The sequence below is a fragment of the Mannheimia haemolytica genome (assembly GCA_900638155.1).
Lineage (GTDB): Bacteria > Pseudomonadota > Gammaproteobacteria > Enterobacterales > Pasteurellaceae > Mannheimia > Mannheimia glucosida.
This window is the reverse complement of sequence record LR134495.1, coordinates 1,785,293-1,809,901: the sequence shown is the minus strand read 5'-3', so window position 1 is coordinate 1,809,901 and position 24,609 is coordinate 1,785,293. Positions and strand designations below refer to the sequence as shown.

General features: G+C 40.9%; 21 protein-coding genes. 9 read left to right on the top strand and 12 right to left on the bottom strand.

The window, feature by feature from the left end; translation table 11 throughout:
- Window positions 1–3: 3 nt before the first annotated feature.
- On the bottom strand, window positions 4–903 hold the full coding sequence (gene corC, locus EL242_RS08900; RefSeq protein WP_126302297.1) for a CNNM family magnesium/cobalt transport protein CorC: 900 nt from the start codon (window positions 901–903) through the stop codon (window positions 4–6).
- Between the two features lie 137 nt (window positions 904–1,040).
- Between corC and EL242_RS08895 the strand changes: the two genes are divergently transcribed.
- A complete protein-coding gene (locus tag EL242_RS08895) occupies window positions 1,041–1,649 on the top strand; it encodes a DUF2057 family protein (RefSeq protein ID WP_126302296.1) in 609 nt (202 codons plus the stop codon).
- 77 nt (window positions 1,650–1,726) lie between these two features.
- On the opposite strand, the gene EL242_RS08890 is transcribed toward EL242_RS08895, so the two are convergent.
- Together EL242_RS08890 and EL242_RS08885 are read right to left on the bottom strand one after the other, a co-directional pair.
- Window positions 1,727–2,110 carry a hypothetical protein gene (locus EL242_RS08890; RefSeq protein ID WP_126302295.1) on the bottom strand — a complete coding sequence of 128 codons (384 nt, stop codon included), beginning with the start codon at window positions 2,108–2,110 and terminating at the stop codon, window positions 1,727–1,729.
- Window positions 2,111–2,139: 29 nt separating this feature from the next.
- Entirely contained in the window at window positions 2,140–2,709 is a 570-nt protein-coding gene (locus tag EL242_RS08885; RefSeq protein WP_126302294.1) for a molecular chaperone, read from the bottom strand.
- Between the two features lie 58 nt (window positions 2,710–2,767).
- Between EL242_RS08885 and nfo the strand changes: the two genes are divergently transcribed.
- Together nfo and EL242_RS08875 are read left to right on the top strand one after the other, a co-directional pair.
- Window positions 2,768–3,613, top strand: coding sequence for a deoxyribonuclease IV (gene nfo, locus EL242_RS08880; RefSeq protein WP_126302293.1), 846 nt, complete (start codon window positions 2,768–2,770; stop codon window positions 3,611–3,613).
- 127 nt (window positions 3,614–3,740) lie between these two features.
- Complete coding sequence (locus EL242_RS08875) at window positions 3,741–4,313, top strand: NlpC/P60 family protein (protein WP_126302292.1); 573 nt, start codon at window positions 3,741–3,743, stop codon at window positions 4,311–4,313.
- Between the two features lie 64 nt (window positions 4,314–4,377).
- Here EL242_RS08875 and EL242_RS08870 read toward each other — a convergent pair whose 3' ends face one another.
- Together EL242_RS08870 and grcA are read right to left on the bottom strand one after the other, a co-directional pair.
- The gene (locus EL242_RS08870; RefSeq protein WP_126302291.1) at window positions 4,378–4,836 is read right to left on the bottom strand and encodes a LexA family protein; all 459 of its coding nucleotides are present in this window, start codon (window positions 4,834–4,836) and stop codon (window positions 4,378–4,380) included.
- 174 nt (window positions 4,837–5,010) lie between these two features.
- Entirely contained in the window at window positions 5,011–5,394 is a 384-nt protein-coding gene (grcA, locus tag EL242_RS08865; RefSeq protein WP_006251097.1) for an autonomous glycyl radical cofactor GrcA, read from the bottom strand.
- 158 nt (window positions 5,395–5,552) lie between these two features.
- On the opposite strand from grcA, the gene ung reads away from it, so the two are divergent.
- From ung to EL242_RS08850, 3 genes are read left to right on the top strand one after another with little or no spacing between them, the layout of a single operon-like run.
- Window positions 5,553–6,242 carry a uracil-DNA glycosylase gene (gene ung, locus EL242_RS08860; protein WP_126302290.1) on the top strand — a complete coding sequence of 230 codons (690 nt, stop codon included), beginning with the start codon at window positions 5,553–5,555 and terminating at the stop codon, window positions 6,240–6,242.
- A gap of 15 nt (window positions 6,243–6,257) precedes the next feature.
- Complete coding sequence (locus EL242_RS08855; RefSeq protein ID WP_126302741.1) at window positions 6,258–7,178, top strand: SPFH domain-containing protein; 921 nt, start codon at window positions 6,258–6,260, stop codon at window positions 7,176–7,178.
- A 35-nt stretch (window positions 7,179–7,213) separates the two neighbouring features.
- The gene (locus EL242_RS08850; RefSeq protein ID WP_126302289.1) at window positions 7,214–7,651 is read left to right on the top strand and encodes an NfeD family protein; all 438 of its coding nucleotides are present in this window, start codon (window positions 7,214–7,216) and stop codon (window positions 7,649–7,651) included.
- Window positions 7,652–7,791: 140 nt separating this feature from the next.
- Here the strand turns inward: EL242_RS08850 and EL242_RS08845 are convergent, their stop codons facing one another.
- From EL242_RS08845 to grpE, 5 genes are all read right to left on the bottom strand, one after another.
- Window positions 7,792–10,596: a S8 family peptidase gene (locus EL242_RS08845; RefSeq protein WP_126302288.1), complete on the bottom strand. Its 2,805-nt coding sequence runs from the start codon at window positions 10,594–10,596 to the stop codon at window positions 7,792–7,794.
- A gap of 248 nt (window positions 10,597–10,844) precedes the next feature.
- The gene (hrpA, locus tag EL242_RS08840) at window positions 10,845–14,789 is read right to left on the bottom strand and encodes an ATP-dependent RNA helicase HrpA (RefSeq protein ID WP_126302287.1); all 3,945 of its coding nucleotides are present in this window, start codon (window positions 14,787–14,789) and stop codon (window positions 10,845–10,847) included.
- Window positions 14,789–15,241 carry a DUF441 domain-containing protein gene (locus tag EL242_RS08835; RefSeq protein WP_126302286.1) on the bottom strand — a complete coding sequence of 151 codons (453 nt, stop codon included), beginning with the start codon at window positions 15,239–15,241 and terminating at the stop codon, window positions 14,789–14,791. The genes hrpA and EL242_RS08835 overlap by 1 nt, the downstream gene beginning before the upstream one ends.
- A gap of 62 nt (window positions 15,242–15,303) precedes the next feature.
- Window positions 15,304–15,594 carry a hypothetical protein gene (locus EL242_RS08830; protein WP_126302285.1) on the bottom strand — a complete coding sequence of 97 codons (291 nt, stop codon included), beginning with the start codon at window positions 15,592–15,594 and terminating at the stop codon, window positions 15,304–15,306.
- Window positions 15,595–15,690: 96 nt separating this feature from the next.
- Complete coding sequence (gene grpE, locus EL242_RS08825) at window positions 15,691–16,287, bottom strand: nucleotide exchange factor GrpE (RefSeq protein ID WP_126302284.1); 597 nt, start codon at window positions 16,285–16,287, stop codon at window positions 15,691–15,693.
- A gap of 221 nt (window positions 16,288–16,508) precedes the next feature.
- Between grpE and EL242_RS08820 the strand changes: the two genes are divergently transcribed.
- The 3 genes from EL242_RS08820 to recB all read left to right on the top strand — a co-directional run bounded on the left by EL242_RS08820 (window position 16,509) and on the right by recB (window position 22,719).
- Window positions 16,509–17,603, top strand: coding sequence for an extracellular solute-binding protein (locus tag EL242_RS08820; protein ID WP_006253149.1), 1,095 nt, complete (start codon window positions 16,509–16,511; stop codon window positions 17,601–17,603).
- A gap of 141 nt (window positions 17,604–17,744) precedes the next feature.
- The gene (locus tag EL242_RS08815) at window positions 17,745–19,136 is read left to right on the top strand and encodes an MATE family efflux transporter (RefSeq protein ID WP_126302283.1); all 1,392 of its coding nucleotides are present in this window, start codon (window positions 17,745–17,747) and stop codon (window positions 19,134–19,136) included.
- Window positions 19,137–19,194: 58 nt separating this feature from the next.
- A complete protein-coding gene (recB, locus tag EL242_RS08810) occupies window positions 19,195–22,719 on the top strand; it encodes an exodeoxyribonuclease V subunit beta (RefSeq protein ID WP_126302282.1) in 3,525 nt (1,174 codons plus the stop codon).
- 42 nt (window positions 22,720–22,761) lie between these two features.
- Here recB and greB read toward each other — a convergent pair whose 3' ends face one another.
- Window positions 22,762–23,244 (bottom strand): transcription elongation factor GreB, encoded by a 483-nt coding sequence (gene greB, locus EL242_RS08805; RefSeq protein WP_006249813.1) that lies wholly within the window; start codon window positions 23,242–23,244, stop codon window positions 22,762–22,764.
- 50 nt (window positions 23,245–23,294) lie between these two features.
- Complete coding sequence (pepB, locus tag EL242_RS08800) at window positions 23,295–24,575, bottom strand: aminopeptidase PepB (RefSeq protein WP_006249814.1); 1,281 nt, start codon at window positions 24,573–24,575, stop codon at window positions 23,295–23,297.
- Window positions 24,576–24,609 lie beyond the last annotated feature (34 nt).

Sequence of the window (24,609 nt, the reverse complement as noted above, 5' to 3'; positions counted from 1 at the left end):
ATATTATTCTTCTTCGTTGGGAGAGGCTTTTTCCATTTTCTCCAACTGTTCATCAGAAAGCGTGACTCGTAGTTGAATTAACTGGCGGCTATTGGCTGAGGTAACTTTAAAATCAATTCCGTTTAGCTCAATTTGCTCATCTCGTTTCGGGAAATAGCCGAAAGCCTGCATCACTAAACCACCAATGGTATCCACCTCTTCGTCATTAAAGTCTGTAGCAAAAAATTCATTGAATTTTTTGATGTCGGTGAGCGGTAATACCGCATAAGTATGTCTTGAAAGCTGGCGAATTGGTTTGACCTCTTCTTCATCAAACTCATCTTCAATATCACCCACAATTTGTTCAAGAATGTCTTCAATAGTGACTAAGCCTGAAACCGCACCAAATTCATCAACCACTACTGCCATATGGAAGCGTTCTGAACGGAACTCTTTTAGCATTCGGTCTAGGCGTTTGCTTTCCGGTACAATAACCGCAGGGCGTAATACCTGTTGCAGATTAAAGGGTTCAGAGTCAGAACGTAAATATTTCAATAAATCTTTAGAGTGAAGAATACCTTCGATAGTATCTTTCTCACCCCGAATCACTGGAAAACGAGAGTGTGCGGATTCAATAATTAAATCAATACAGACATCTAAAGGTTCATTGGCATCAATAAACACGATTTGTGCTCGGGGGATCATAATATCCCGCACTCGTAATTCCGAGATTTCCATTACTCCTTCGATCATCTCTTTGGTGTCGCTGTCGATCAATTCATTTTCGACAGAATCTCGAATCACTTCGACTAAATCTTCACGGTTTTTCGGCTCGTTTTGGAAAAGCCCGCTAAATAGAGAGTGTAAAATTGATTTTTTTTCTGATTTTTCGGTTGTGTTTACACTTTGCTGTTCATCACTCATAGTTTGTTCCACTTAAATAAAGTACGCTTATAATAAGCAAATTCAGTCACAAAGCAAATAAAACATTGCTATTTTCACTCAAATTAGCATAGGATAAGCAAAAATCTTTTTATTTCTTCATATTTTAGGAGTTTGAAATGAAATTAACCAAAATAGCAGTAAGTTTAGCAGCTTTAGTCGTCAGTTCGATGAGTATGGCCGGGACGTTAAGTACATCATCAATGGTGGATATTTTAGCCTTTGACGGGCAACGTGTTAAATCCGGCACAACTTCGGTTCAAATGAGCGAGAATAAAACGCACCAAGTGGTAGTGGAAGTCGGAGGGACAGTTGAAGGGGATTTTTTCACCTCTGATCAAATCATTTTGACTTTCCAAGGCAGTGCGGAAAATGCAAAATTGGAAGTGCCTAGATTAAATTCAAAGTTAGATCTCCGTAAATTCCAAGAGAATCAGACCGTGACAATTAAAACAGAGTCAGGTAAGGTTATTTCACATAAACAAGATTTCTTAAAAGGGGAAGGTTTCCTTGCGAAAACAAGAGTTGAAGATAATTTAACGAAATATAACTTAGCGAAAAAAACAGCTTCAGTTGAACAGTTTGCGACGGCACCTCTTGAAGCAAAAGGACAAATTGTGGTGGATACAAATAAAGTTTCACAAGAAGAGTTACAGCTTTTATTTAGGAAGGCAGATAAAGACACCCAAAAACGTTTCTTAGAATGGGCGAAGAAAAATATAAAATAAGCCTATCAATTAATAAGCGGTCATTTCTCGCCAATTTTTTGCAAGGTGTTAAAAAATGACCGCTCATACAATGAGATTTACCAGCAATAATAGCAGTAACGCCAGCCTCTATACATATAATCTCTATCGTAATTCCAACGAATTTCTTCAAGTTCTACTTGTGCCTTGTAATTTTGCCAAGCAAGTTTATAACAAGCTTGGAACATAGGATCACTGACTTTTTCGGCATAGCGTTTCTTAAATGCTTTCTCTTCTTGTTCAGTTTGGCTAAGTGGAGGATTAAATTGTTGGTACATTAACTCCGCTGTTTCTATATCACATTGTTTGGCGAGCTGAACTTGCAAATCTTGTTCTGCTCGCATTTGCTTCGCTTTACGTTCAGCTTGCTGTTCTGGAGTTAAAGCACAGCTACTTAACATAAGTGTGAGTGAAAAAATGCAGCCTAATTTGAGTGTTTTCATTGCTGAATCCTCTAGTTGAAATTGGTGATTTATTCTACCGCTTCTAACTGACTTTCTTCAAGTTCATCAGCCATAGCACTAAGGGCATCACGGCTAAGTTGTGCGAGGGCTTTATAAAAACCATTGTCGAAAGCTTCTATTTTTCCTAAGAATTTGCCTGCACAAGGTAGTAAAAATTGTTCGAATAATATTTTTTGAGCTAAGGCAGAATCGAGATTATCTTCGATCCAAGATGCCGTGAGAAATAGTAACCCAACGTGATCGGCATTTTCTAATTCAGGCATTGCCCGTTCTTGTCTAAAAGCTACAAAATTATTAACTGATAATCCATAGGCTGAAATTGTTGGAGAAATAGCCCCATTTTCAGCAAAAAGCGCTTGATAGCTTGCTGCTAATTGCGTAGGGTTAGCATTCTTTTGTAAGAGAGTCAGCGCATTTTCACTTTGGCTATCCGTATTTAATGCCCAGACTTGGCGTAATCCTCCTTGGGCAAGCCAGTTAAATGTGCCAGCTAAAATAGGGGCGGTAGGGTGACGATAAAATAAGTTGCCAAACAAACGGCAAAGCAGGGAAAAATCGTTAATGGTAGTTTCGTTCATAATTTGAAATAGATAGAAAAAAGAATTGTTAGTATAGCAGAACACAAGAGAGGACTGAATGAAATATATAGGCGCACACGTTAGTGCTTCAGGTGGGGTGGAAAATGCAGTTTTGCGTTCCGTAGAAATTGGTGCTAATGCATTTGCGTTATTTACTAAGAATCAACGTCAATGGCAGGCACCGGCATTAAAAGCCGAAACTATCGAAAAATTTAAGCGTTTTTGTAAAGTGCATCATTTTTCAGCAGAGCAAATCTTACCACACGATAGCTATTTGATTAATTTAGGAAATCCGGAAGCGGAGGCATTGGAGAAATCTCGTGTGGCATTTATTGATGAGATGTCTCGAGCAAATCAATTAGGTTTAAAATTGTTGAATTTTCACCCGGGGGCGCATTTAAAGCAAATTTCCGAGCAAGATTGTTTGGCTAGAATTGCAGAATCGATCAATATTGCAGTTGAAAAAGTACCGAATGTTATTGCCGTGATTGAAAATACGGCAGGACAGGGTTCTAATTTAGGTTGGCATTTCGATCATTTGGCAACTATTATTGAGCAAGTTGAGGATAAAAGCCGAGTGGGGGTGTGTTTAGATACTTGTCACTTATTTTCTGCCGGATATGATATTAGCTCTTATGAAAAGAGCGAGGCGGTATTTAATGATTTTAACCAAACGGTTGGTTTCTATTATTTAAGGGGGATGCACTTAAATGGTTCAAAAACACCATTAGGTAGCAGAGTAGATCGCCATCATACTTTAAGAGAAGGTACAATAGGGACTGATGTATTTGCATTTATTATGCAAAATACGAATTTTGACCATATTCCTATGATTTTAGAGACAATTTCGCCTGAAATTTGGGCAGATGAAATAAAATTTCTACGCACATTGGAACTAAAATAGGTTATACTGGTCTGAGTAGTGGGTCTAGCAGAGTCTAGACCTTATTTTGTTATCTTTTTTAATCTTTTAGAAGATTTAGTTAAGGAATTTACCGCTGTAATTGTTCTGGCGAGACGAGACATAAATTATGAAAAAAAATCTTTTTGCAACAACCTTCAAACCCGTATTTATTGCTTCTATTTTGTCTGTTTTTGGAGGGTATTCTTCCATTGCTGTAGCAAGTTTAAGTTCTAAACCGGCCACACCAAATCAAATCATTGCAAGTAAAGCAGAAAGATTAGCTAAGTCTTCTTCAGTATTTACCAATCGAGCAAATCTTCCAACTTCTTCCGCTCATACAGCGAATTATAGTGGTCGTATTAATGGTGTTTATCATAATTGGGTAGGGACACGCTATCGTTTAGGCGGCACAACAAAAGCAGGAATTGATTGTTCCGCCTTTGTGCGTGAAGTAATGGGCAAAGCATTTAGTAAAGATATGCCTCGTTCAACTGCAGAACAACGCCATGTTGGGCATTCCATTTCAAAATCTGATTTACGCCCAGGTGATTTAGTCTTTTTCCGTAAGAATAACCATGTAGGGGTTTATATTGGTAATGGTAAATTTGTACACGCTAGTTCAAGTAGAGGGGTAACCACCAGCTCATTGTCAGAAAGCTACTGGTCAAGAAACTACACACAATCTCGCCGTGTAATTTAATAAATTACAATTCCAAGATGAAAAGAACACTCACTTTTGCGAGTGTTCTTTTTTAATTAAAAAGTTATGCTACGCGTTGCTTAGCTTGTGTAAATGCTCCACGAGTACGCATTTGATGAACCACATTAGTAATTACACCTGCTATTTTTACTTCAGCCCAATCAGTAATTCTAAGATTTGGTTCGCTCACATCTAATGAAAATAAAATTTTTTCAGCAATACCTTCCCCATTCTGAATTTCATTAAAGAATTGATAGAATTTATATTCCCCATCTTTTTCAAGCACCAATAGATCATTAACTAAATATTGATTGGTCTGTTCTACAATCAATAAATCGTCTAGTTCAATTCCCCACGCGATTAAATTTGGGTTTTTCACGTGGATAAAAAAAGTGTCTCTCGGGCGTTTGATACAAAGTGAATTAAGATCGAGCTTTACAGAGCGGCTGCTATTGAAATCCCGATAAAGCGGAATCGGCTGATAAGCTGCCGTTTGATCTGAAATTTGTCTGATTGAAGCCATAGTAAAATCCTCTATCTGTCTTTTTATACAGGGTATTTTACTGGCTAAAATACCAGTGTCAACCATTATTTTGGAATTTTTTGTAAATTTAACCAGTGTTTTGACCGCTTGTTATCCTTTAAAAAGCAATAAAAAAAGCACCCATAGGGTGCTTCTTATGCTTAAAAGCTGTTATTATAGGCTTTCAGTGAATGTACGAGTAATAACATCGCGTTGTTGCTCAGGGGTTAATGAGTTGAAACGAACTGCATAACCTGAAACACGGATCGTTAATTGAGGATATTTCTCAGGGTTTTGAATCGCATCTTCTAATGTTTCACGGCGTAAAACATTCACGTTTAAGTGCTGACCGCCTTCAACTTTAATCGTTGGTGCAACATTAACCGGAACTTCACGGTATGCGATATCACCTAATTCGCTGATAGCAACAACTTGATCTTCTTCAAAGCCAGCTTTCGCAGCTAAACAACGAGCTTCATTTTTAGCTTCGTCTAATAACCAGAAAGAGTTTAATAAGTTGCTGTTTGATGATTCTGTGATTTGTACACCTTTAATCATTTTGATATCTCCTCTAAGATTGAAATTATAAAAAAATTTTAAAAATTCAAATTTATTTGAAATTATTGTACCTCTTTTTAGATAAAAAGCGATAAAAATTTAACCATTTTTAGACATGATTGAGTTGATTGAGTAAAAAATATACACTTGGTGGTTTTATGAAAACTTGGACAGAAGCTTTAGGCGAAGAAAAACAAAAAGCGTATTTTCAACAAATTTTAAAATATGTACATAACGAGCGATTAGCCGGCAAAGTCATCTATCCTCCGCAAAACGAGGTGTTTAGTGCTTTTGCCTTAACTGAATTTAGTGAGGTGAAGGTGGTGATTTTGGGGCAAGATCCGTATCACGGCCCAAATCAAGCTCACGGTTTAGCATTTTCGGTGAAACCACCAGTTGCTCCACCGCCTTCTTTGGTTAATATGTATAAGGAATTGTCTGAAGATATCGAGGGCTTTCAAATTCCACAACATGGGTATTTAATTGATTGGGCAAAACAAGGTGTGTTTATGTTAAACACCAGCTTAACGGTTGAGCAAGGTAGAGCAGGTTCGCATTCACAAATTGGTTGGGAAATTTTTACCGATAAAGTGATCGCACAATTAAATCAACACCGTGATAATTTAGTCTTTCTACTTTGGGGAAGCCACGCCCAACGAAAAGGGCAGTTTATCGATCGTAATCGCCATTGCGTATTGATTTCGCCTCACCCATCGCCACTTTCCGCATATCGTGGTTTTTTTGGTTGTAAACATTTTTCGAAGGCCAATAACTACTTGATTTCTCACGGTATACCCCCAATTAATTGGCAATTACCAGTAGACGTTAATTATTCTTCAACACGTTAATTTAAGGAGCAAATGATGAATTTTGACTTACCGATTGTTAGTATCGCATTTGTTGTGCTTGTTTTAGTTGCATTAAGTTCGACTATTAAAATTGTGCCACAAGGCTATCATTGGACAGTAGAACGTTTTGGTCGTTACACTAAAACGCTAAGCCCTGGATTGAACATTGTTGTGCCTTTTATTGATCGTATTGGTCGGAAAATGAATATGATGGAACAAGTTTTAGATATTCCATCGCAAGAAGTTATTTCACGTGATAATGCAAGTGTTGCGATTGATGCGGTATGTTTTGTTCAAACGGTTGATGCTCGCCGAGCTGCCTATGAAGTGAATCATTTAGAGCAAGCAATTGTCAATTTGACCATGACAAATATGCGTACTGTACTTGGCTCTATGGATCTGGATGATATGCTCTCTCAGCGTGATTTAATTAACGGTAGATTACTTTCTATTGTCGATGAAGCGACTAATATTTGGGGAGTAAAAGTCACCCGTATTGAGATTCGGGATGTTCGTCCACCGAAAGAGCTGGTTGCGGCAATGAATGCTCAAATGAAAGCTGAACGTAATAAACGTGCTGATATTCTTGAAGCAGAAGGGATTCGACAAGCTGAAATCTTGCGCGCTGAAGGGGAAAAACAATCTCGTATTTTAAAAGCAGAAGGTGAAAGACAAGAAGCATTCTTGCAGGCAGAAGCTCGTGAACGTGCCGCAGAAGCGGAGGCTAAAGCTACTCAAATGGTTTCTGAAGCAATTGCTAAAGGCGATACTACAGCGATTAACTATTTTATTGCACAAAAATACACTGAAGCCTTAAAAGAAATAGGTTCTTCAGATAACAGTAAAGTTGTACTTATGCCGTTAGAAGCCGGAAATTTGATTGGTTCGATTGCCGGTATTGCTGAAATTTTAAAAAGCAATAAAACAAACTCATAGCCGGAAACTAGATTAATTGAGTGTATGGAGGGAGTATGGATTGGTTTTTTAATTGGATTGGCTGGAGCATATTAGGCTTTGTACTACTTGCATTAGAATTAGTATTACCGGGTGTCTTTATTATGTGGTGGGGATTTGCCTCGCTTATTCTTGCTTTCATCGTTGCATTTTTTACATTAGGGCAGGCGTCACAAATCTCGTTATTTGCGATAATTGCGACTATTTTTAGTCTGATTTGGTGGAAATATCAGCATGGAAAAGACAAGAAAGAGGATCAGAACAGTTCCCTTAACTCTCGGGAGCATGCTATGCTAGGAGCTCAAGGTTTTGTGGTTGAAATCTTACCTAACGGCATAGCTCGAGGAAAATTTGGTGATACGACTTGGCGTGTTATAGGTAATAATTTACAAGTAGCAGATAAGATTGAAGTCCAGAAAGTGGAGGGGATTACCTTATTTGTCCGTAAGCAATAAGTTGTTTCTTAATTTAGTCATAGAATACTAAACAAAAACCTTGAACAGTTGTTCAAGGTTTTTTTCGCAAGCGGTTGAAAATAGAAGGAAATTTGCAAATTTTCACCCTAAATTAACCGCTTGTATCCCATTATAATAAGTTAGAAACTAAAGCCAACATTTACTTTCCAACCAAATAGATTTGCTGATTTTACTCGGCTGTAATCTAAATTCATCGTAGTAAACCAGTTTTTATAATGCAGGTTCACCCCGATTTCACCATTTAATTGGCGATTACGTTTCACCGTTGTTTCACTATGCAGTGTTTTTCCTGCAATGTTACTGGTAATTTTGGTCGTTTTTCCGTTTAATCTGTGCAAGTAATTTAACCCGATATAAGGGGAAATAGAGCCTTGCTCAAGTTGGAAAGTTCGCTGTAATTTCACGCTTGGAGCAATATTCACATCACGATAACGCATTGCAACCGTTTGAGTCGCAAGTTCGCCACTTTCATTTAAACCATTCATTTTGGTTTGAATCCATTGTATGCCAAGGCTTGGTTCAATTATCCATCGGTTTGGCATAAATTGATAACCGATCCGCATTTCACCACCGAGCGTTGAACCTCTGGTTTCTGCAGTACCTAGTTGATGGCTAGCAAATCGACGGCTTTGTTGATATTTCTGGCGAGCAAATTGTAATGTAGCTTCACTGAACCAAGCGTCATTTAAATGATAACGTAAGCCAATATTTAATGCAGTTTGTTTTAAGGTAGCTTGTGCAAATGGTTTTTCTAAGCGGTTTTTTTGCTGTGAAAGTGTTGCACTAAGCACCGTTTTATCAGCCAGTTTGTGGCTTACTCCCAATAGTGATTGGTGGTGTTTAACATCGGTATGCTTCGATGATGCTGATTGTTTTTGATTCAAATGTTCAGCCCAAACAGTTGTTTGCAGTGGTGTATAGTATGCCGTAAACAAATGTTGCTGTGCTTGGGTTAAGCCTTTGGCATTTTGGCTACGTAGTAATTCGAGACTATCTGCATAAATATTGTTAGATACAGCATAGTGCAGATTATCTAATTTATGTTGTTCTAGTGCAGATTGCAGCCAATCGTTATACCAACTACGGCGATAGGCAATAGGTGTAGTTCTTAACGCATTTAATAATGCTAAACCGGCTTGCCCGTTTGTATCGGCTTTCTCATCAGCTAGAGGCTTATTCACTTTTGCGATAATTCCGCTGTCTTTGAAATAGAGATCTTGGATTAACCCTCGTTTGGCTAAATTCTCGTTTTCGACTAATTGTGTAAATCCGCCTTGATAAGTCGCTTTATCTTTCAACTGTACTACGGTCGCTGAAACATCACCTGCTTCGGTTTTTTCTGTTAATTTGTCATCAATTTTTAACGAGCCGGCTAAATGTATATTGGCTTGAGCATTGGCAATTAGCCCAGATTTGCCTAACACTTCTAATTGGCTCTGTTCAGACGAAGAATAATTTTGCTCAACTTCGGTTTCATTTACCGCTAAAGTTGCATGGTTACTGATTGTTTTCACCTTAGTTTTACCGTTTAAGGCCAATCTACCTTCTTCAACTGCTACCGTAGCTAAATGATTTTCGCCGTCTAAATGCAGTGATTTGTCCCCTTTTTTTGTAATTTTAAATTGGCTGGCGAGTGGATTCGACCAATGGTCATCACGAGTTACGGTAATCGTTTCATCATTTAAGAATTGAGTTGGGCCATTAACAGCTTTTTTCAGGTTAATGAGACCCCAGCCATAAACATTATCGACTCCTTTTTCACCTAAATCAGTGGCGGTAGTCAATAAAGTATCGCGAATTTGAGTCGCAGTCAGATAATCAAAGCGTTCTTTTAATACTGCTAATGAAGCAGTTATAGCAGGTGCTGAAAATGACGTACCTTGCTCTTTTGTTAAGCCATATTGTGGTTTTTTATGTTCATCAGCAACGCCAATTAAAACATGTAAATCGCCCGGTGCTGCTACACACCAGTTTTTACTTGCTCCGCAGTGGTTAGAGTATGGAGCAATTTTTTGTTCTTTATCTACCGCAACGGCAGAAATTAAATTTTTCTCAAGCTCGGGAAAGTAACGTGGTAGAAGAGCCATTACGCCTGGCTGTTTCTTGCTCTCATTACCAGCAGCAAAGACTAATAAGGTGTTGCTATTTTTGGCTCTCATAATAGCTTGAAGTAGCGGATTGTGCTTATTTTGCTTGATAGATTGATAAAATTTATCTACAACATTGATGTCATCGCTAATAGAAAAAGGATTCCAACTATTATTGATTGCAAAAACATTATTATCTAGTAATTTATTCAGCCCGGATGCCCATTCAGCACGTTCAATTGCCATTTCTTTTTCTTTGCTTGCTAATAAGTCATTCTTTGCCATCTGATCCAGACTTGGCGTTTTTTCATCCTCTTCGTCTTTTGCATTTTCTAATTCTTTCTTAGCATCTTGAATAACTTCTTCTAAAGTTCGCTTATATGACTTCGTTGCAACATAAAGCTCAGCTCCCTTTGCAATACCACCACTATAGCCATCACCAAGAGTTTTATCTGCTTGAGCAGCAATAATACCAGCTACACCTGCACCGTGTGTTTCAAGAGAAGGAATAAGATCAATTCCATCTTCTTTTTCTACGGGTTTTACCTCGAATTGAGGATAACTTGCATCGTAGATTCTTACTTCGCCTTCGGGTGTTGTTAATTGGTGAGTAAGAGGATGAAGATGTGAACTATGGCGAGGGTGTTTAACCATGAAGCCCTCATCCATTACCCCTAGTTTAACACCCTTGCCACTATATTTTGAGCTGAGGCTCTCAGATAATTGAATGATAGGTTGTGGATTCTCTATTGATTCTGTAGCGTATGCAATAGATAAAAAACTAGAAATGCTAATTGCAATAAGTGTTTTGTTAAATGAGTGCTTTATTTTATACATGATTTTACCTCCAAAAAATAAGCTTATTTTACGTAGTTAATTTTTTATTACAAATAATTATCATCTGGTTAATGATAAAGATCAAACTTTTTGATATATTTAGTTTTCTAATTTTTATCTTGAGATTTTTTTAATCAAAAAAATGTAGCAGGTTTGCTTCTGAAGCGAGAGGAATAGGTATTCGAGAAAACAAGCGGTCAGAGTTGCAAAATTTTTTACTTATCTGACCGCTTGTTGTATAGGGAATATTACTTTATTTCATTGATCACATTCAAAATCCGCTTATCCGAAATCGGGTATTTTGTGCCAAGCTGTTGAGCGAACAGGCTGACCCGCAGTTCTTCGATCATATAGCGAATTTCCAGCACTTCGTCCGGCACCGCTTTGGATTTTGGCAGTTTGGCAAGGAGCTGTTTATATGCTTCTTGCACTGCTTCCACCCGTAGCATTTTGGCTCGGTCGGTGTTGCTGTCCACCAACAGTTTATCCAAACGGCGTTCGATAGCGGTTAAATAACGATATAAATCTGCAAGGCGGGCATAGCCGGTTTTGGTGACAAAATCGGGGTAAATCAGCCCTTCGATTTGAGCTTTGATGTCGCTTAACGCAAACGCCATCGTAAAATAGAGCTTGCCTTTTAACCGCTTGTTTAGCTCGTATGCCAGCGTGAGGCACTTTTCAACCTGTTTGGCAATTTCTACGGTTTTATCGTTTAAATTTGCCCGTACAAATTCGTGCAGTTGGGTGAATTTTTCCTCCGTCCAGACAAAGCCGCCAAACTCTTCTACCAGTTTATCTACCGCACAGGCAATGCAGTCGTCAATCAGCTCTAACACTTTGCCGAACGGGGCAAAATATAAGCCCAGCTTGGCTTTGTTCGGCAGTTTTTCGTGTAGATATTTAATCGGCGACGGCACATTCAGCAGCAGCAAACGGCGAAGTCCCGCTTGCATTGCTCTTGCTTGTTCAAATTCGGTTTCAAACAGTTTCACCCCCACAGCGGTTTGTTCATCGACAATCGCAGGATAGGCTTTCACGCTGAAATGGGCTTTTTTCTGCTCATAGAACTGCGGTAATTCGGCAAAATTCCAAATATGCACGCCACTTTGCTCAATGCCGTTATCGGCAATGTTGGAAAGGGTGTTCTGCACCTCATCTTTCAAGGCAAATTTCAGCTCATCAAGGTTTTCGCTCTCTTGCAGTTTCTTGCCTTTATCGTCAATCACACGGAACGTCATTCTCAAATGTGGCGGCAGTTGGCTTAAATCCCACTGCTCAGGCTCGACCAATACCCCCGTCATTCGGCGTAGTTCGTGGCTTAGACTGTCCAGCAACGGCTTTTTAAACGGCTCGGCTCGCCCTAAAAAGGCATCCGCATAATTCGGTGCCGGCACAAAATTTCGCCGTAGCGATTTCGGTAAGCTCTTAATCAGCGAGACAATCAACTCGTGGCGTAGCCCCGGAATTTGCCAATCGAAACCTTCGGGTTCCACTTGGTTGAGCAGCGGCAGCGGAATATGCACCGTCACGCCATCGTGATCTTTTCCAACCTCAAACTGATAGCTTAGTTTGAGTTTTAAATCGCCTTGATGCCAGAAATTTGGGAAATCCAGCTCGCTGGCAAGGTTGGCGTTGTCGTTGATTAGGAACGATTTTTCAAAGTTCAGCAGTTCAGGATCTTTCTTGCTTGCCTGTTTCCACCAAGTATCAAAATGCTTGCTCGACACAACTTCGGTGCCAATTCGTTGATCGTAGAACTCAAACAGCACCTGCTCGTCCACCAAAATATCACGGCGGCGGGATTTATGTTCCAATGCCTCGACTTCACGGATCAAGCGGTGATTTTCTTTGAAAAATTTGTAATTGTTGTGCCATTCGCCTTCCACCAACGCCGAGCGGATAAAAATCTCACGGCTGACGGTTGGGTCTATCGAGCCATAATTGACCGGACGTTGTGCCACAATCGGAATGCCGTAGAGCGACACTTTTTCCGATGCCATTACCGCCCCTTTTGACTTCGCCCAGTGCGGTTCGCTGTAACTGGATTTAGTGAGGTGTACCGCCAACGGCTCCACCCATTCCGGCTCAATACGAGCGACCATTCGCCCCCAAAGTTTGGTGGTTTCCACCAGCTCTGCCGCCATTACCCATTTTGGCTGTTTTTTGAAAAGTGCCGAGTTCGGGAAAATGAAAAAGTGGGCATTTCTCGCCCCCAAATAGTGCATTTTTTCATTATCTTTCAAGCCGATATGCGACAACAAACCGGTGAGAAGGGCGGTGTGAATCGGCTGATAACTTGCCGGCTCACTGTTAATTTTTAAGCCCATTTCTCTCACTGCAAGGCGGAGCTGGTGATAGATATCCTGCCACTCCCGCACACGGTTGTAGTTCAAATAATCCTTACGGCAGAGGTTACGGAACTGGTTTTTCGACAGTTCTTTTTGTTGGGCTTGGATAAAGTGCCACAAATTTACAAAGGCTAAGAAATCGCTCTCTTTATCGGCAAAACGGCGGTGTTTGTCGTCCGCCGACTGCTGTTTCTCCTGCGGACGCTCACGAGGGTCTTGGATTGAGAGTGCTGAGACAATCATCATTACTTCGTGCAACGAGCCGTTTTTCGCCGCCTCGATCACCATTCTACCTAAGCGAGGATCGACCGGCAGTTGGGCGAGTTGGCGACCGATTGGGGTTAAAATCCAATTTGATTTGTTGGTGCGAGCCTCTTTTGTAGCACCAGCGTGGACGCTTTCACTCTCTTTGCGTAATCGAATCGCTTGTAATTCTTCCAACAACCGAATCCCGTCCTGAATTTGTCGGCTATCCGGAGCATCAACAAACGGGAAATTGGCAATATCGCTCAATCCAAGCGAAGTCATTTGTAAAATAACGGCGGCAAGGTTAGTTCGCAGAATTTCCGGATCGGTAAATTGCGGACGGCTATTGAAATCTTCTTCCGAATAGAGGCGGATACAGATCCCTTCCGAGGTTCGCCCACAACGCCCTTTACGCTGATTGGCGGAGGCTTGTGAAATCGGCTCAATCGGCAGGCGTTGCACTTTGGTGCGGTAGCTATAACGAGAAATACGAGCCGTGCCGGTATCGATCACATATTTAATATTCGGAATAGTGAGTGAGGTTTCCGCCACGTTGGTCGCCAGAATAATGCGGTTTAGCCCACCGCTTGGCTGGAAAATCCGTTGCTGTTCGGCAGCCGACAAGCGGGCGTAAAGCGGTAAAATTTCGCTATGTCGCAGTTCCTGCTTTTGCAAGGCTTCGGCAGTGTCACGAATTTCCCGTTCACCGTTCATAAAAATCAGAATATCGCCACGCCCTTCGGCTTGCAGTTCGTCCACCGCATTCAGAATACCTTGTAGCTGATCTTGATCTTCTTCCTCAACAATCGGGCGATAACGCACTTCCACAGGGAACGTCCGCCCAGAGACTTCAATAATCGGGGCGTTGTTGAAATGTTTGGAGAATCTTTCTACATCAATGGTTGCCGAGGTGATGATCACTTTCAGATCGGGGCGTTTATGCAGAATTTGTTTCAGATAACCCAAAATAAAATCGTTGTTCAATGAACGCTCGTGGGCTTCGTCAATAATCAGCGTGTCGTACTGATTTAAATAGCGGTCGTGTTGGATTTCCGCCAGCAGAATACCGTCTGTCATTAGTTTGACAAGGCTGTTTTCGCTAACTTGGTCATTAAAGCGGACTTTGTAACCGACCGTCTCACCCAATTCTGATTTCAGCTCTTCGGCAATGCGAGTGGCAACCGAACGTGCGGCAATTCGGCGGGGCTGGGTATGCCCTATCAAGCCTTTTACCCCACGCCCAAGTTCCAAGCACATTTTCGGTAATTGGGTGGTTTTGCCCGAACCGGTTTCTCCTGCGATCACCACCACCTGATTTTCGCTAATCAGTTTTAAAATTTCCTCACGGCGAGCGGAAACAGGCAGATCAGGGTAGTCAATTTTCAGGTTTTGGGCGTGCTGAGTTCGTGCGAAAAAACGTGCCTGACAAGCGGTGAGATCTTGCGAAATTTCTGCTAAAACCGACCGCTTGTTCTCTTCATTTTTTATGTTTTCCGCTCCTTTTAAGCGAGCTAATAGACGGCGGAAATCGGCGGTAGTGATGTTTTCCAGTTTCACAAGCGGTGGTTTTTTATGATTTTTTTGCAATTTATCTGTCATCACGATTTCCCTAATACCAACGACAAAATCCCTGCCGCAATCAACGGTCCGACCGGTACACCTTTTAAGAACGCCACACCGATCACCGTGCCGATTAAAAGCCCAGTCACCAGCACCGGTTGGTTGCCCATTAAATTCACGCCTCTGCCACCTAGCCACGCTACCAGCACGCCGGCAATTATTGAGAGTGCCATTTTCCAGTTCAGCAGTTGGGCAAGTTCGGGGAGCGTAATTCGCCCTGAAACCAATGGACTAAGTACGCCGATGGTTAAAATGATAATCCCGATTTTTAAGCCGTATTGATCGACAAAAGGAATAAATTTAGAAAGTAAGGTTTGTTGCATAATCAGCAACACCGCTGCTGAAATAGTTACGGCACTGTTTTGGCTGATTAAACCAAGTACAATTAATACCACTAAAAGTAGGGCAACAGAATTAAATTGTAATGTCATAGCGATTTAAAAATGTAAAAACCCTTACCTCAAAGGTAAGGGTAGATTAAAGGAAATGAGTGTTAGTTGATAAATTTCATCAGCCCCATAAGCACTCCCACACCAGCTAAAATAAATCCTGCCATTTTATACATTGACGAGGTTAATCTCACTTCAAGTTGAGAAATTTCGGTTCGAATTTCTGCTTTTAGTTCTTTGAGATCTTGCTTGGTTGCTAATGCTGATTGGCTCTGTTCTAACGCATCATCTAATGCGTCTGCAAAAGCTTCGGCAATCTCAGGCGATTGATTGGCTTCTTGTAGCTTTTTCACAAAGCGTAATTTATCAAATTTTAAGCTCATTGTTGCTTCCATTTTGTAGCTCCTGTTGCAGTTGAAGTGCATTTAATTTAGCACAACCACAAGAGCAAGTTTTGGCTGATTTTGCAATCTTCGTCGAAAATTTACAATTTAGTTTGCCACCATCACCATAGCAGGGCGAATCACTCGTCCGTGAAGCGTGTAGCCTTTTTGTAGAACGCTGCTGATATGGTTCGCTTCAATTCCTTCGGCAGGTTGCATTGAAATAGCTTCGTGCAATTCAGGGTTAAATGCCTCGCCCACTTCGCCAATTGCCACCACACCAAATTTAGCCAGCGTATTGATGAATTCTTTATGGGTCATTTCAACACCGTCAACCAATGCTTGAGTGGTTTCATCGGTTACGGCTTTATCAAGGGCATCTAAACCACGCTCAAGGTTATCAACTACAGTTAATAATTCCTTAGAGAATTTTTCTAAAGCGAATTTGTGAGCTTTTTCAACATCTTGCTCTGCACGGCGGCGGATATTTTGAATTTCCGCTTGAGCTCGTAGTTGAATATCTTGCTCACGTTTGTCGGCTTCTGCAATATAGGCTTCTAACTCGGCAATTCGAGCTTGAGCGAGAGCTAACGGTTCTTCTTGAGGTGTATTTTGTTCTTCCGCTTGAGTTTCTTCAGTTACAACTTCAGGTTGAATTTCTTCTTGTTTTACTTCTTCTTGTAAGTGTTCATTTTGAGTGGTCATTTTTTATCCTTTAAAAGATTAATCTGGAAATGTAAATCTTCCTTAATATAGCGATAAATTAAGGGATTTCAAGCATATCTCTTTCTTTTTGCGAAAATAATTCACTTTTTAATCAGAAAAGGCTTGCAAAATACGGGGGGGGGCTTAAAATGCCCTAGTCTTTTCTGCCCTTAGGCAAGGCTATATTTTTTAATCACTTTTCTTTAACGGAGAAAACTTAAATGAAAAAATTAGCGGGTTTATTTGCAGCAGGTTTAGCAACAGTTGCATTAACAGCGTGTAATGAAGAAAAAGCGGCAGAGCCAAAAGCAACTGCGGCTGAAGCGAAACCTCAAGCAACAAATCAAACAGTTCACCTTTATACTTGGACTGAATATGTGCCTGAAGGTTTGTTAGATGAATTTACGAAAGAAACCGGCATTAAAGTTGAAGTTTCAAGTCTTGAATCTAACGAAACAATGTACGCTAAATTAAAATTACAAGGCAAAGATGGCGGTTATGATGTAATTGCTCCATCAAACTACTTTGTATCTAAAATGGCGAAAGAAGGAATGTTAGCGGAATTAGATCACGCACAACTTCCGGTTATTAAAGAATTAAACCAAGATTGGTTAAATAAACCTTACGATCAAGGCAACAAATATTCATTACCTCAATTATTAGGTGCACCGGGTATTGCATTTAATACGGCAGATTACAAAGGTGAAACATTCACTTCTTGGGGTGATTTGTGGAAACCTGAATTTGCAGGTAAAGTACAATTATTAGATGATGCTCGTGAAGTATTCAACATTGCGTTATTAAAATTAGGTAAAAATCCAAATACAACTAATCCGGATGAAATCAAAGAAGCCTTTGAAGAGTTGAAAAAATTACGTCCAAATGTGCTTTCATTTACCTCTGATAACCCGGCAAACTCATTTATTGCTGGTGAGGTTTCTGTAGGTCAGTTATGGAACGGTTCTGTACGTATTGCGAAGAAAGAAAACGCACCGGTTGATATGGTATTCCCGAAAGAAGGTCCTGTGCTTTGGGTCGATACTTTAGCCATTCCGGCAAATGCGAAAAACAAAGAAAATGCACATAAATTAATCAACTACTTATTAAGTGCAAAAGTAGCTGAAAAATTAACGTTAGCGATTGGTTACCCAACTTCAAACGTAGAAGCATTAAAAGTATTACCGAAAGAAATTACTGAAGATACAGCAATTTACCCATCTGCAGAGGTTTTACAAAAATCTCAATGGCAAGATGATGTTGGTGATGCAATTGAGCTTTACGAAAAATACTACCAAGAGTTAAAAGCAGCAAAATAAAAATAATAGCTGATTAATTCTGAAGCCTCTAGGGAGCAATCTTTAGAGGCTTTCTCTTTTGAGTTGCAAAAAATTTGGCAAAAACGACCGCTTTCTAAGGTACAATCATAAAAACATACTTAGATTTTGAGAGATTAAACCATGAACTTAAGATGGCAAGAATATCCTGAAAATGCCCGCAAACTATTTAAACTATCCCTACCCATTTTTATTTCCCAGCTTTCAGCTTCCGGAATGGGGCTGGCGGATATTGTAATGGCTGGCTTGGTAAGTGATGATGATGTCTCGGCGATTGCGGTAAGTAATTCGATTTACTTTCCGCTCTTTCTGTTTGTGTTAGGGTTGCTGAATGCAATTACCCCAACCGTTTCTTACTTAAACGGCTCGAGCAATCGCCATTTAATTGCTAACCAAGTAAGGCAGGGCTATTGGATTGTGTTTGCAATGTCTATTCCATTAATGGCAATTTTCCTAAACAGCCATCTGATTTTAGATTTAATGCAAACACCGGCTGAATTTTCAATCAAATCGCAACAATATTTAGCAGTAATGGCAATTGGGCTTATTCCTGCTTTGCTGGCGGTGAGTTTACGTTGTATGAATGACGGCTTATCCAACCCTAAACCTGCGATGCGGATTACCTTTTTCGGTTTATTGCTGAACATTCCGCTAAACTATATTTTCATTTTCGGCAAATTTGGCTTGCCTGAAATGGGAGCGGTAGGCTGTGGTGTAGCAACCGCAATTGTGAACTGGATTATGTTTTTTATGTTGTTGCATTATTGCTACACCAATTCCGCCCAAAAAGATATTCGTTTGTTTGAGAAATGGATTGATGCCCCAAGCGGTCAAATTTTGCTAAAACTTTGCAAATTAGGGCTGCCGATTGCCTTTGCGATTTTTACCGAAGTAATGCTGTTTTCTACCTCATCGCTGTTTCTGTCACCACTTGGTTCACAGGTGGTGGCTAGCCACCAAGCTGCATTGCAAACCAGCTCGCTGTTTTTTATGATTCCGATGTCGTTTGGCATTGCAACCACCATTATGATCGGACAAACACTTGGGCAGCAAAATGTGGAGGGGGCGAAAATCTTAAGTTACCACGCACTGATTACCGCAACCGCTTTAGCTATTATTGCCGCCATCATTATTATTTTGTTGAAAAATGTTATCCCTTTTGCGTTTACCAACAACCCGATTTCGATTGCGATTACCGCTCATTTATTGATTTTTGCGGCGGTTTATCAAATACCGGATGCCATTCAAGCGGTAGCAAACGGGATTTTACGTGGCTATAAACATACCCAACCGATTTTATACGTTACTCTGTTTTGTTATTGGGGGGTGAGTATGCCGCTGGGCTACATTTTGGCAAGAACCGATTGGATTGTACAACCAATGGCTGCTCAAGGTTTTTGGTTAGTCTTTTGTATCGGCTTAAGTTTGGCTGGTGGCTTGTTATTATGGCAAATGCGAAAAATACAAGCGGTGCCAAAAGCACAATTAATTGCAAAATTAGAACGGATTAAATAACAGATTCTCTGCTATGGAACATAGCAGAGATTTTCACTTTTAGAAGATAACTTTGCTGATGAAAAATCTAAATCCTATCGACTTACCGTTGAATAAATCGGTGCTAATCGAGGCTTCCGCCGGTACGGGGAAAACGTTCACCATCGCCAACCTCTATTTGCGTTTATTGCTCGGAATTGGTTGCTCCCCATTAACGGTAGAACAAATTTTGGTGGTAACTTTTACCAAAGCCGCAACCGAAGAGTTGAAAAACCGTATCCGTAAAAATATTCAGCAATGTGCCGACTTTTTAAAAGATCAAGCCGATGGTTTGGAAGTGGAAAGTACAAAATCCTATCGAAACAATCTGGATTTTTTGGCACAGATTTATCCGCTCATTCCGAATATTCACGAAGCATTGTTACGTTTAAGCATTGCCGAACGGGAAATGGACACCGCCAGCGTGTTTACCATTCACGGCTTTTGTCAAAAAATGCTGGTTCAGTTTGCGTTTGAGTCGGGCGTGCGGTTTGACTTGGATTTACAGCCAAACCAAAGTGATCTACTTAAAAAATTAAGTGAAGAAGTCTGGCGAGAGCAATTCTATCCGCAAGATTTAGCCATCACTTATGCGGTTGCCGAACAACTTGGTACGCCGGAATATGCCCTCAATGCGGTAAGGCGTTATTTATCTACTGAATTACCTGAACCAAATGCCTCTTTAAATCAAGATATTGCCGAGCATTTGGCTCAATATCAGCAGTTTATTAATGAGGTGAAATCCTATTGGAAAACGCATTCAGATGAACTGGTTGAAACTATCCGCCACGATTTAAAGCATAAAATTACGCTACACGGAGGTTGGTATCGAGCGACCACTTTTGAAGCCGGTGTGGAAGTGATGAACCAGTGGGCTAATTCGCAACATAACCATTTCCCAGCAGAGCTTTATTTATTCACTACAGAGAAAATTGCGGCTGGCACGAAAAAGAGCTGTGAGCCGATAGATTCCCCTCATCTTGCAAAAAATCAGGCTTTTTTGACCGCTTACAAGGAACGTTTTGAAAACAGCTTGTCAGCGATGTTGCAGTATCAATTTTTAATTGCTCTCAAAGCAAAATTGGCTGAGTACAAACAATCGCACCCACAACGTAGTTTTGATGATTTACTTACAATGCTGAACCAAGCGTTGAAAAATCCACACACGGGCGAAGCCTTAGCTCAGAAAATTCGGGCGATGTATCCTTTTGCGATGATCGATGAGTTCCAAGACACCGACTTAACTCAATATGAAATTTTCAGCCAAATTTTTATGGCGGAGAATGCAGAGAGCGGCTTTATTATGATTGGTGACCCGAAACAGTCGATCTATAAATTCCGTGGAGCGGATATTTTCACGTATTTGCGAGCAGCAAAGCAGGCTGATGAACAATTCACATTGGGCAAAAACTGGCGTTCCTTGCCTGAAGTGGTGCAAGCGGTCAATAATTTGTTTTCTTTTGCAAATGATAACTCGCCGTTTCTTTATGAAGATATTGGCTTTCACCCTGTGGAGGCAGATAGCCGAAAAGGCAATTTAGTTAGCGAGCAAGGGCATTTTGTAGGCTACATCACGGAAAACAGTAAATTAGATGATTTGGCTGAAATTTGTGCGTATCAAATTCATCAACAACTTGAGGCAATGGAGAAAGGCAAATTCGGGGTTGAAAAAAACGGCGAATTTCAATCCTTTGCTGCAAAAGATATTGCGATTTTAGTCCGAAAAGGTTCACAAGCTAAGCGAATCAAAAAGGCGTTGGCAAAACGCAATATTAAATCAGTTTATTTAGCTGAATCAGCTTCTGTATTTGGTTCCGAAATTGCGACAGAACTGTGTTGGTTATTGCAAGCTGCACTGAATCCGTATCATTACAAGGCGTTATTATCGGCGTTAGGCTCAACCTTGTGGGGCTTAACGGCGGCAGAGATCCACCGCTATAAGGAAAATGAGCAACTTTGGGATCTGAAAGTCAATCAGTTTGTGGAATATAGCAACATTTGGAAAGAGCAGGGCGTTCTGCCGATGTTGCATAAAATATACTTAGAGCAAGGCATTATCGAACGTTTGAAAGGTTTGGAAAATGCGGATCGCTTGATTACGGATTTATTGCATTTAACCGAAATTTTGCAGGAAACCTCGCAAGCGTTAGAGTCTGAAGCTGAACTGTTGCGATGGTATGAAAAGCAAGTTAATTCGCCGGATTTTAATGATGAGCAACAACTTCGCCTAGAAAGTGAAGAGGAGCTCATCAAAATTGTGACGATTCACGGCTCGAAAGGCTTGCAATATCCAATTGTTTGGCTACCTTTTGTTTCACAAAAAAGTGAGGGCGACACGCAGACAGCATTAAGTTTATATCGCAATTCGCAAGGTGAGCTGGATTGGTGTTTAGGCTCAGAAGAGGCAACTCTTTCGTTACAGAATGAGGCTTATGCGGAAGACTTACGCTTGCTGTATGTGGCATTAACCCGTGCGGAATCTCAGCTTAACTTAGTGTTGCCGAAAGAGATTTCCGGCTGGTCTCCACTCCATTACTTATTGGCAGACGGGGAAATACCTACAGGAAAAGTGCCTGTTTCAGATTATTTTAACCAAAAACGGATTGTTGCTAATTTGGTTGAAGTAGCAGGGGAGTTGCCTTTCTCTATGTGGGAAGGGGAGCCATCTTCAGACGATTACCAAGCAAAAACCTTTAGTGGCAATATTCGAGTCGTTGGGCAAATTACCAGCTTTACTTCACTTTATGCCCAACACGAACGTTTTAATGAACGGAAAGCAGAAAAGGTGATGGATTTAGCCCAAGATCGAGATGTGCATATTGAAAGCATTGAGGCGGATTATTCAAGTGAAACTGCCGCTTTTTCGCCATTTCAATTCCCACACGGCATTAAAGTAGGCACGGTGTTACATCACTTCTTTGAGCATTGCCGATTTAACGAACAAATTGATAGGGAGGCTGTTGCTAAAGTATGCGAGCAATTAGGGCTAAGCGAGGAATGGATTGAACCAACCGCATTATGGTTTGAACGTATTCTAACCACCACTTTGGCAGAGGCAAATTTCTGCTTAAAAGCGATTGATGAAACCAAACGATTAAACGAATGGCAATTCTATTTATGCTTAAAAAATGATAAAGCTTTACACCAATTAAATGCGTTATTAAAGCAACATAGCCCGTTAGCGAAAACCGTACCTGAATTGCAATTACCGCAATTAGAAGGTTTTGTGCGAGGCTTTGTCGATTGCATCGTGCAAATGGAGGGGAAATTCTATTTAATCGACTATAAATCGAATTTCTTAGGCTATCTGCCACAAAATTATACGAAAGAACATATTCAACGGGAAATGGGCAGACAACGCTATGATTTGCAATATCTGCTTTACACTCTTGCCCTACACCGCTATTTAACTGCCCGTTTGGGGGATAAATACGATTATGAACGAGACTTCGGCGGCGTGGCTTACTTGTTCTTACGGGCAATGAACGGCGAGAACGATAACGGCGTTTATTTTGATAAGCTGGCTAAGCAGTTGATTGAAGAAATGGATCGGTTGTTTGGGTAAATATGTGTAGGGGCGAAAAATTTTTCGCCCCTTTATGGGTAATTAACTCGCTTGCTCATACCAAATCTTATTGATATAAAGCAACACTTTGCCAAGCGGCGTTTCTACCCGAATTTCATCATCAACCTGTTTGCCGATTAAGGCTCGGGCGACAGGAGAGTCAATCGAAATCCAGTTTTTTGCCGGGTCGAACTCATCGCAACCAACAATACGGTACTGTTTTGCCTCGCCCTCTTCATTTTCCAATTCCACCCAAGCACCGAAAAAGACTTTGCCTTCTTGTTTAGGGTGATAATCAACAATTTGCAGTACCTCTAGCCGTTTAGATAAAAAACGCACACGGCGGTCGATTTCCCTCAAACGGCGTTTACCGTAAATATATTCGGCATTTTCACTTCGATCACCCAATGCGGCAGCATCAGACACCGCTTGGGTTACTTTCGGGCGTTCTTCCCGCCATAGAAATTTTAATTCCTGATCTAAGGCTTGCCAGCCTGAACGGGTAATGTAATTTGATTTAGCCATAGTTATTTAATTGTTTATGGAGCAAATAGTGATTTGCCCCTACGAAGTTTCTATTTTGAAAGCAATAAATTCGCTACTGTTCTTATTCCCAGTCCGGTTGCTCCTGCCGCCCATAAATCGCTCGCCGTTTTGCGGAATGTGGCAGAGGCGTCAATATGTAGCCAGTTTTGCTGGTAGTTTTCTACAAAGTAAGATAAAAATGCGGTGGCGGTACTTGCCCCAGCCCCCACCGGCACAGAGCCGATATTGGCGATGTCTGCAAAGGAAGAAGCAATTTGCCCACGGTGAAATTCTTCAAACGGTAAACGCCAGAACGGTTCATTTTCCGTTTTGGCAGACTTAAATAGTGCTTCGGTTAGGTTGTCGTCCATTGAAAGCACCGAGTGGTAGTCATTGCCGACTGCGACTTTTGCTGCTCCTGTGAGGGTTGCAGCATCAATAATAAATTGTGGATTTTGCTTGCACGCATCAATTAAGCCATCTGCAAGCACTAAACGCCCTTCGGCATCGGTGTTTAATACTTCAACAGTTACGCCATTGCGGTAAGTGATAATATCGCCTAATTTGAACGCATTGTGGCTGACCATATTTTCTGCACAGCAGAGGTAGAGTTTCACTCGTTTATTCAAGCCTCGAGCAATGGCAAAAGCGAGTGAGCCGGTTAAAAGTGCCGCTCCGCCCATATCGGTTCGCATTGTGCTCATACTATCGCTTGGTTTTAGACTATAACCGCCGGTGTCAAAGGTAATGCCTTTGCCGACCAAGCAAGCCAGTACCTGTGCGTTTTCATCGTTGGTTGGGTTGAAGTCTAATACTAAGAATGCAGGCGGATTGGCAGAGCCTTTTCCAACTGTCCAAATGCCGTGATAGCCTTGTTCTTGTAATGCTTCGCCACGAATGATCTGGTAAGAAACCGTATTCGGTTTTGCCATTTTTTGGATAAACTCGACCGCTTGTTCGGCTAATTTTTCAGGGGTTAATTTATCTGATGGCTTATTAATTAATTCACGCACGAAAGTGGCACATTTTACACGGTTATCAAATTCGGCTTGCTGTTCGTCTAAGTCTGGGTATTGTACCGAGCCTTGATTTTTTACCGAATGAAATCCTTGATGAAACGCCCAGCAGGATTCTAAATCCCAACTATCGCCGGTCAGCTCCACGGTTGAAATACCTTGATTTTTAATTTTGCGGGCGGCTTTTTGAATAGTGGCTAAATCGTTGTTCGGATTATGTACGGTAAACCCCGCATCATTTGCGGAAAGAATAGCATTTTTACCCCAAATTTCAGGGGCGTTTTGAGTAGAAAGTGAAATTTTCATTGCTGTCATTATCGGTTTCCTTAGAAAATGGATTTTGCTTTAT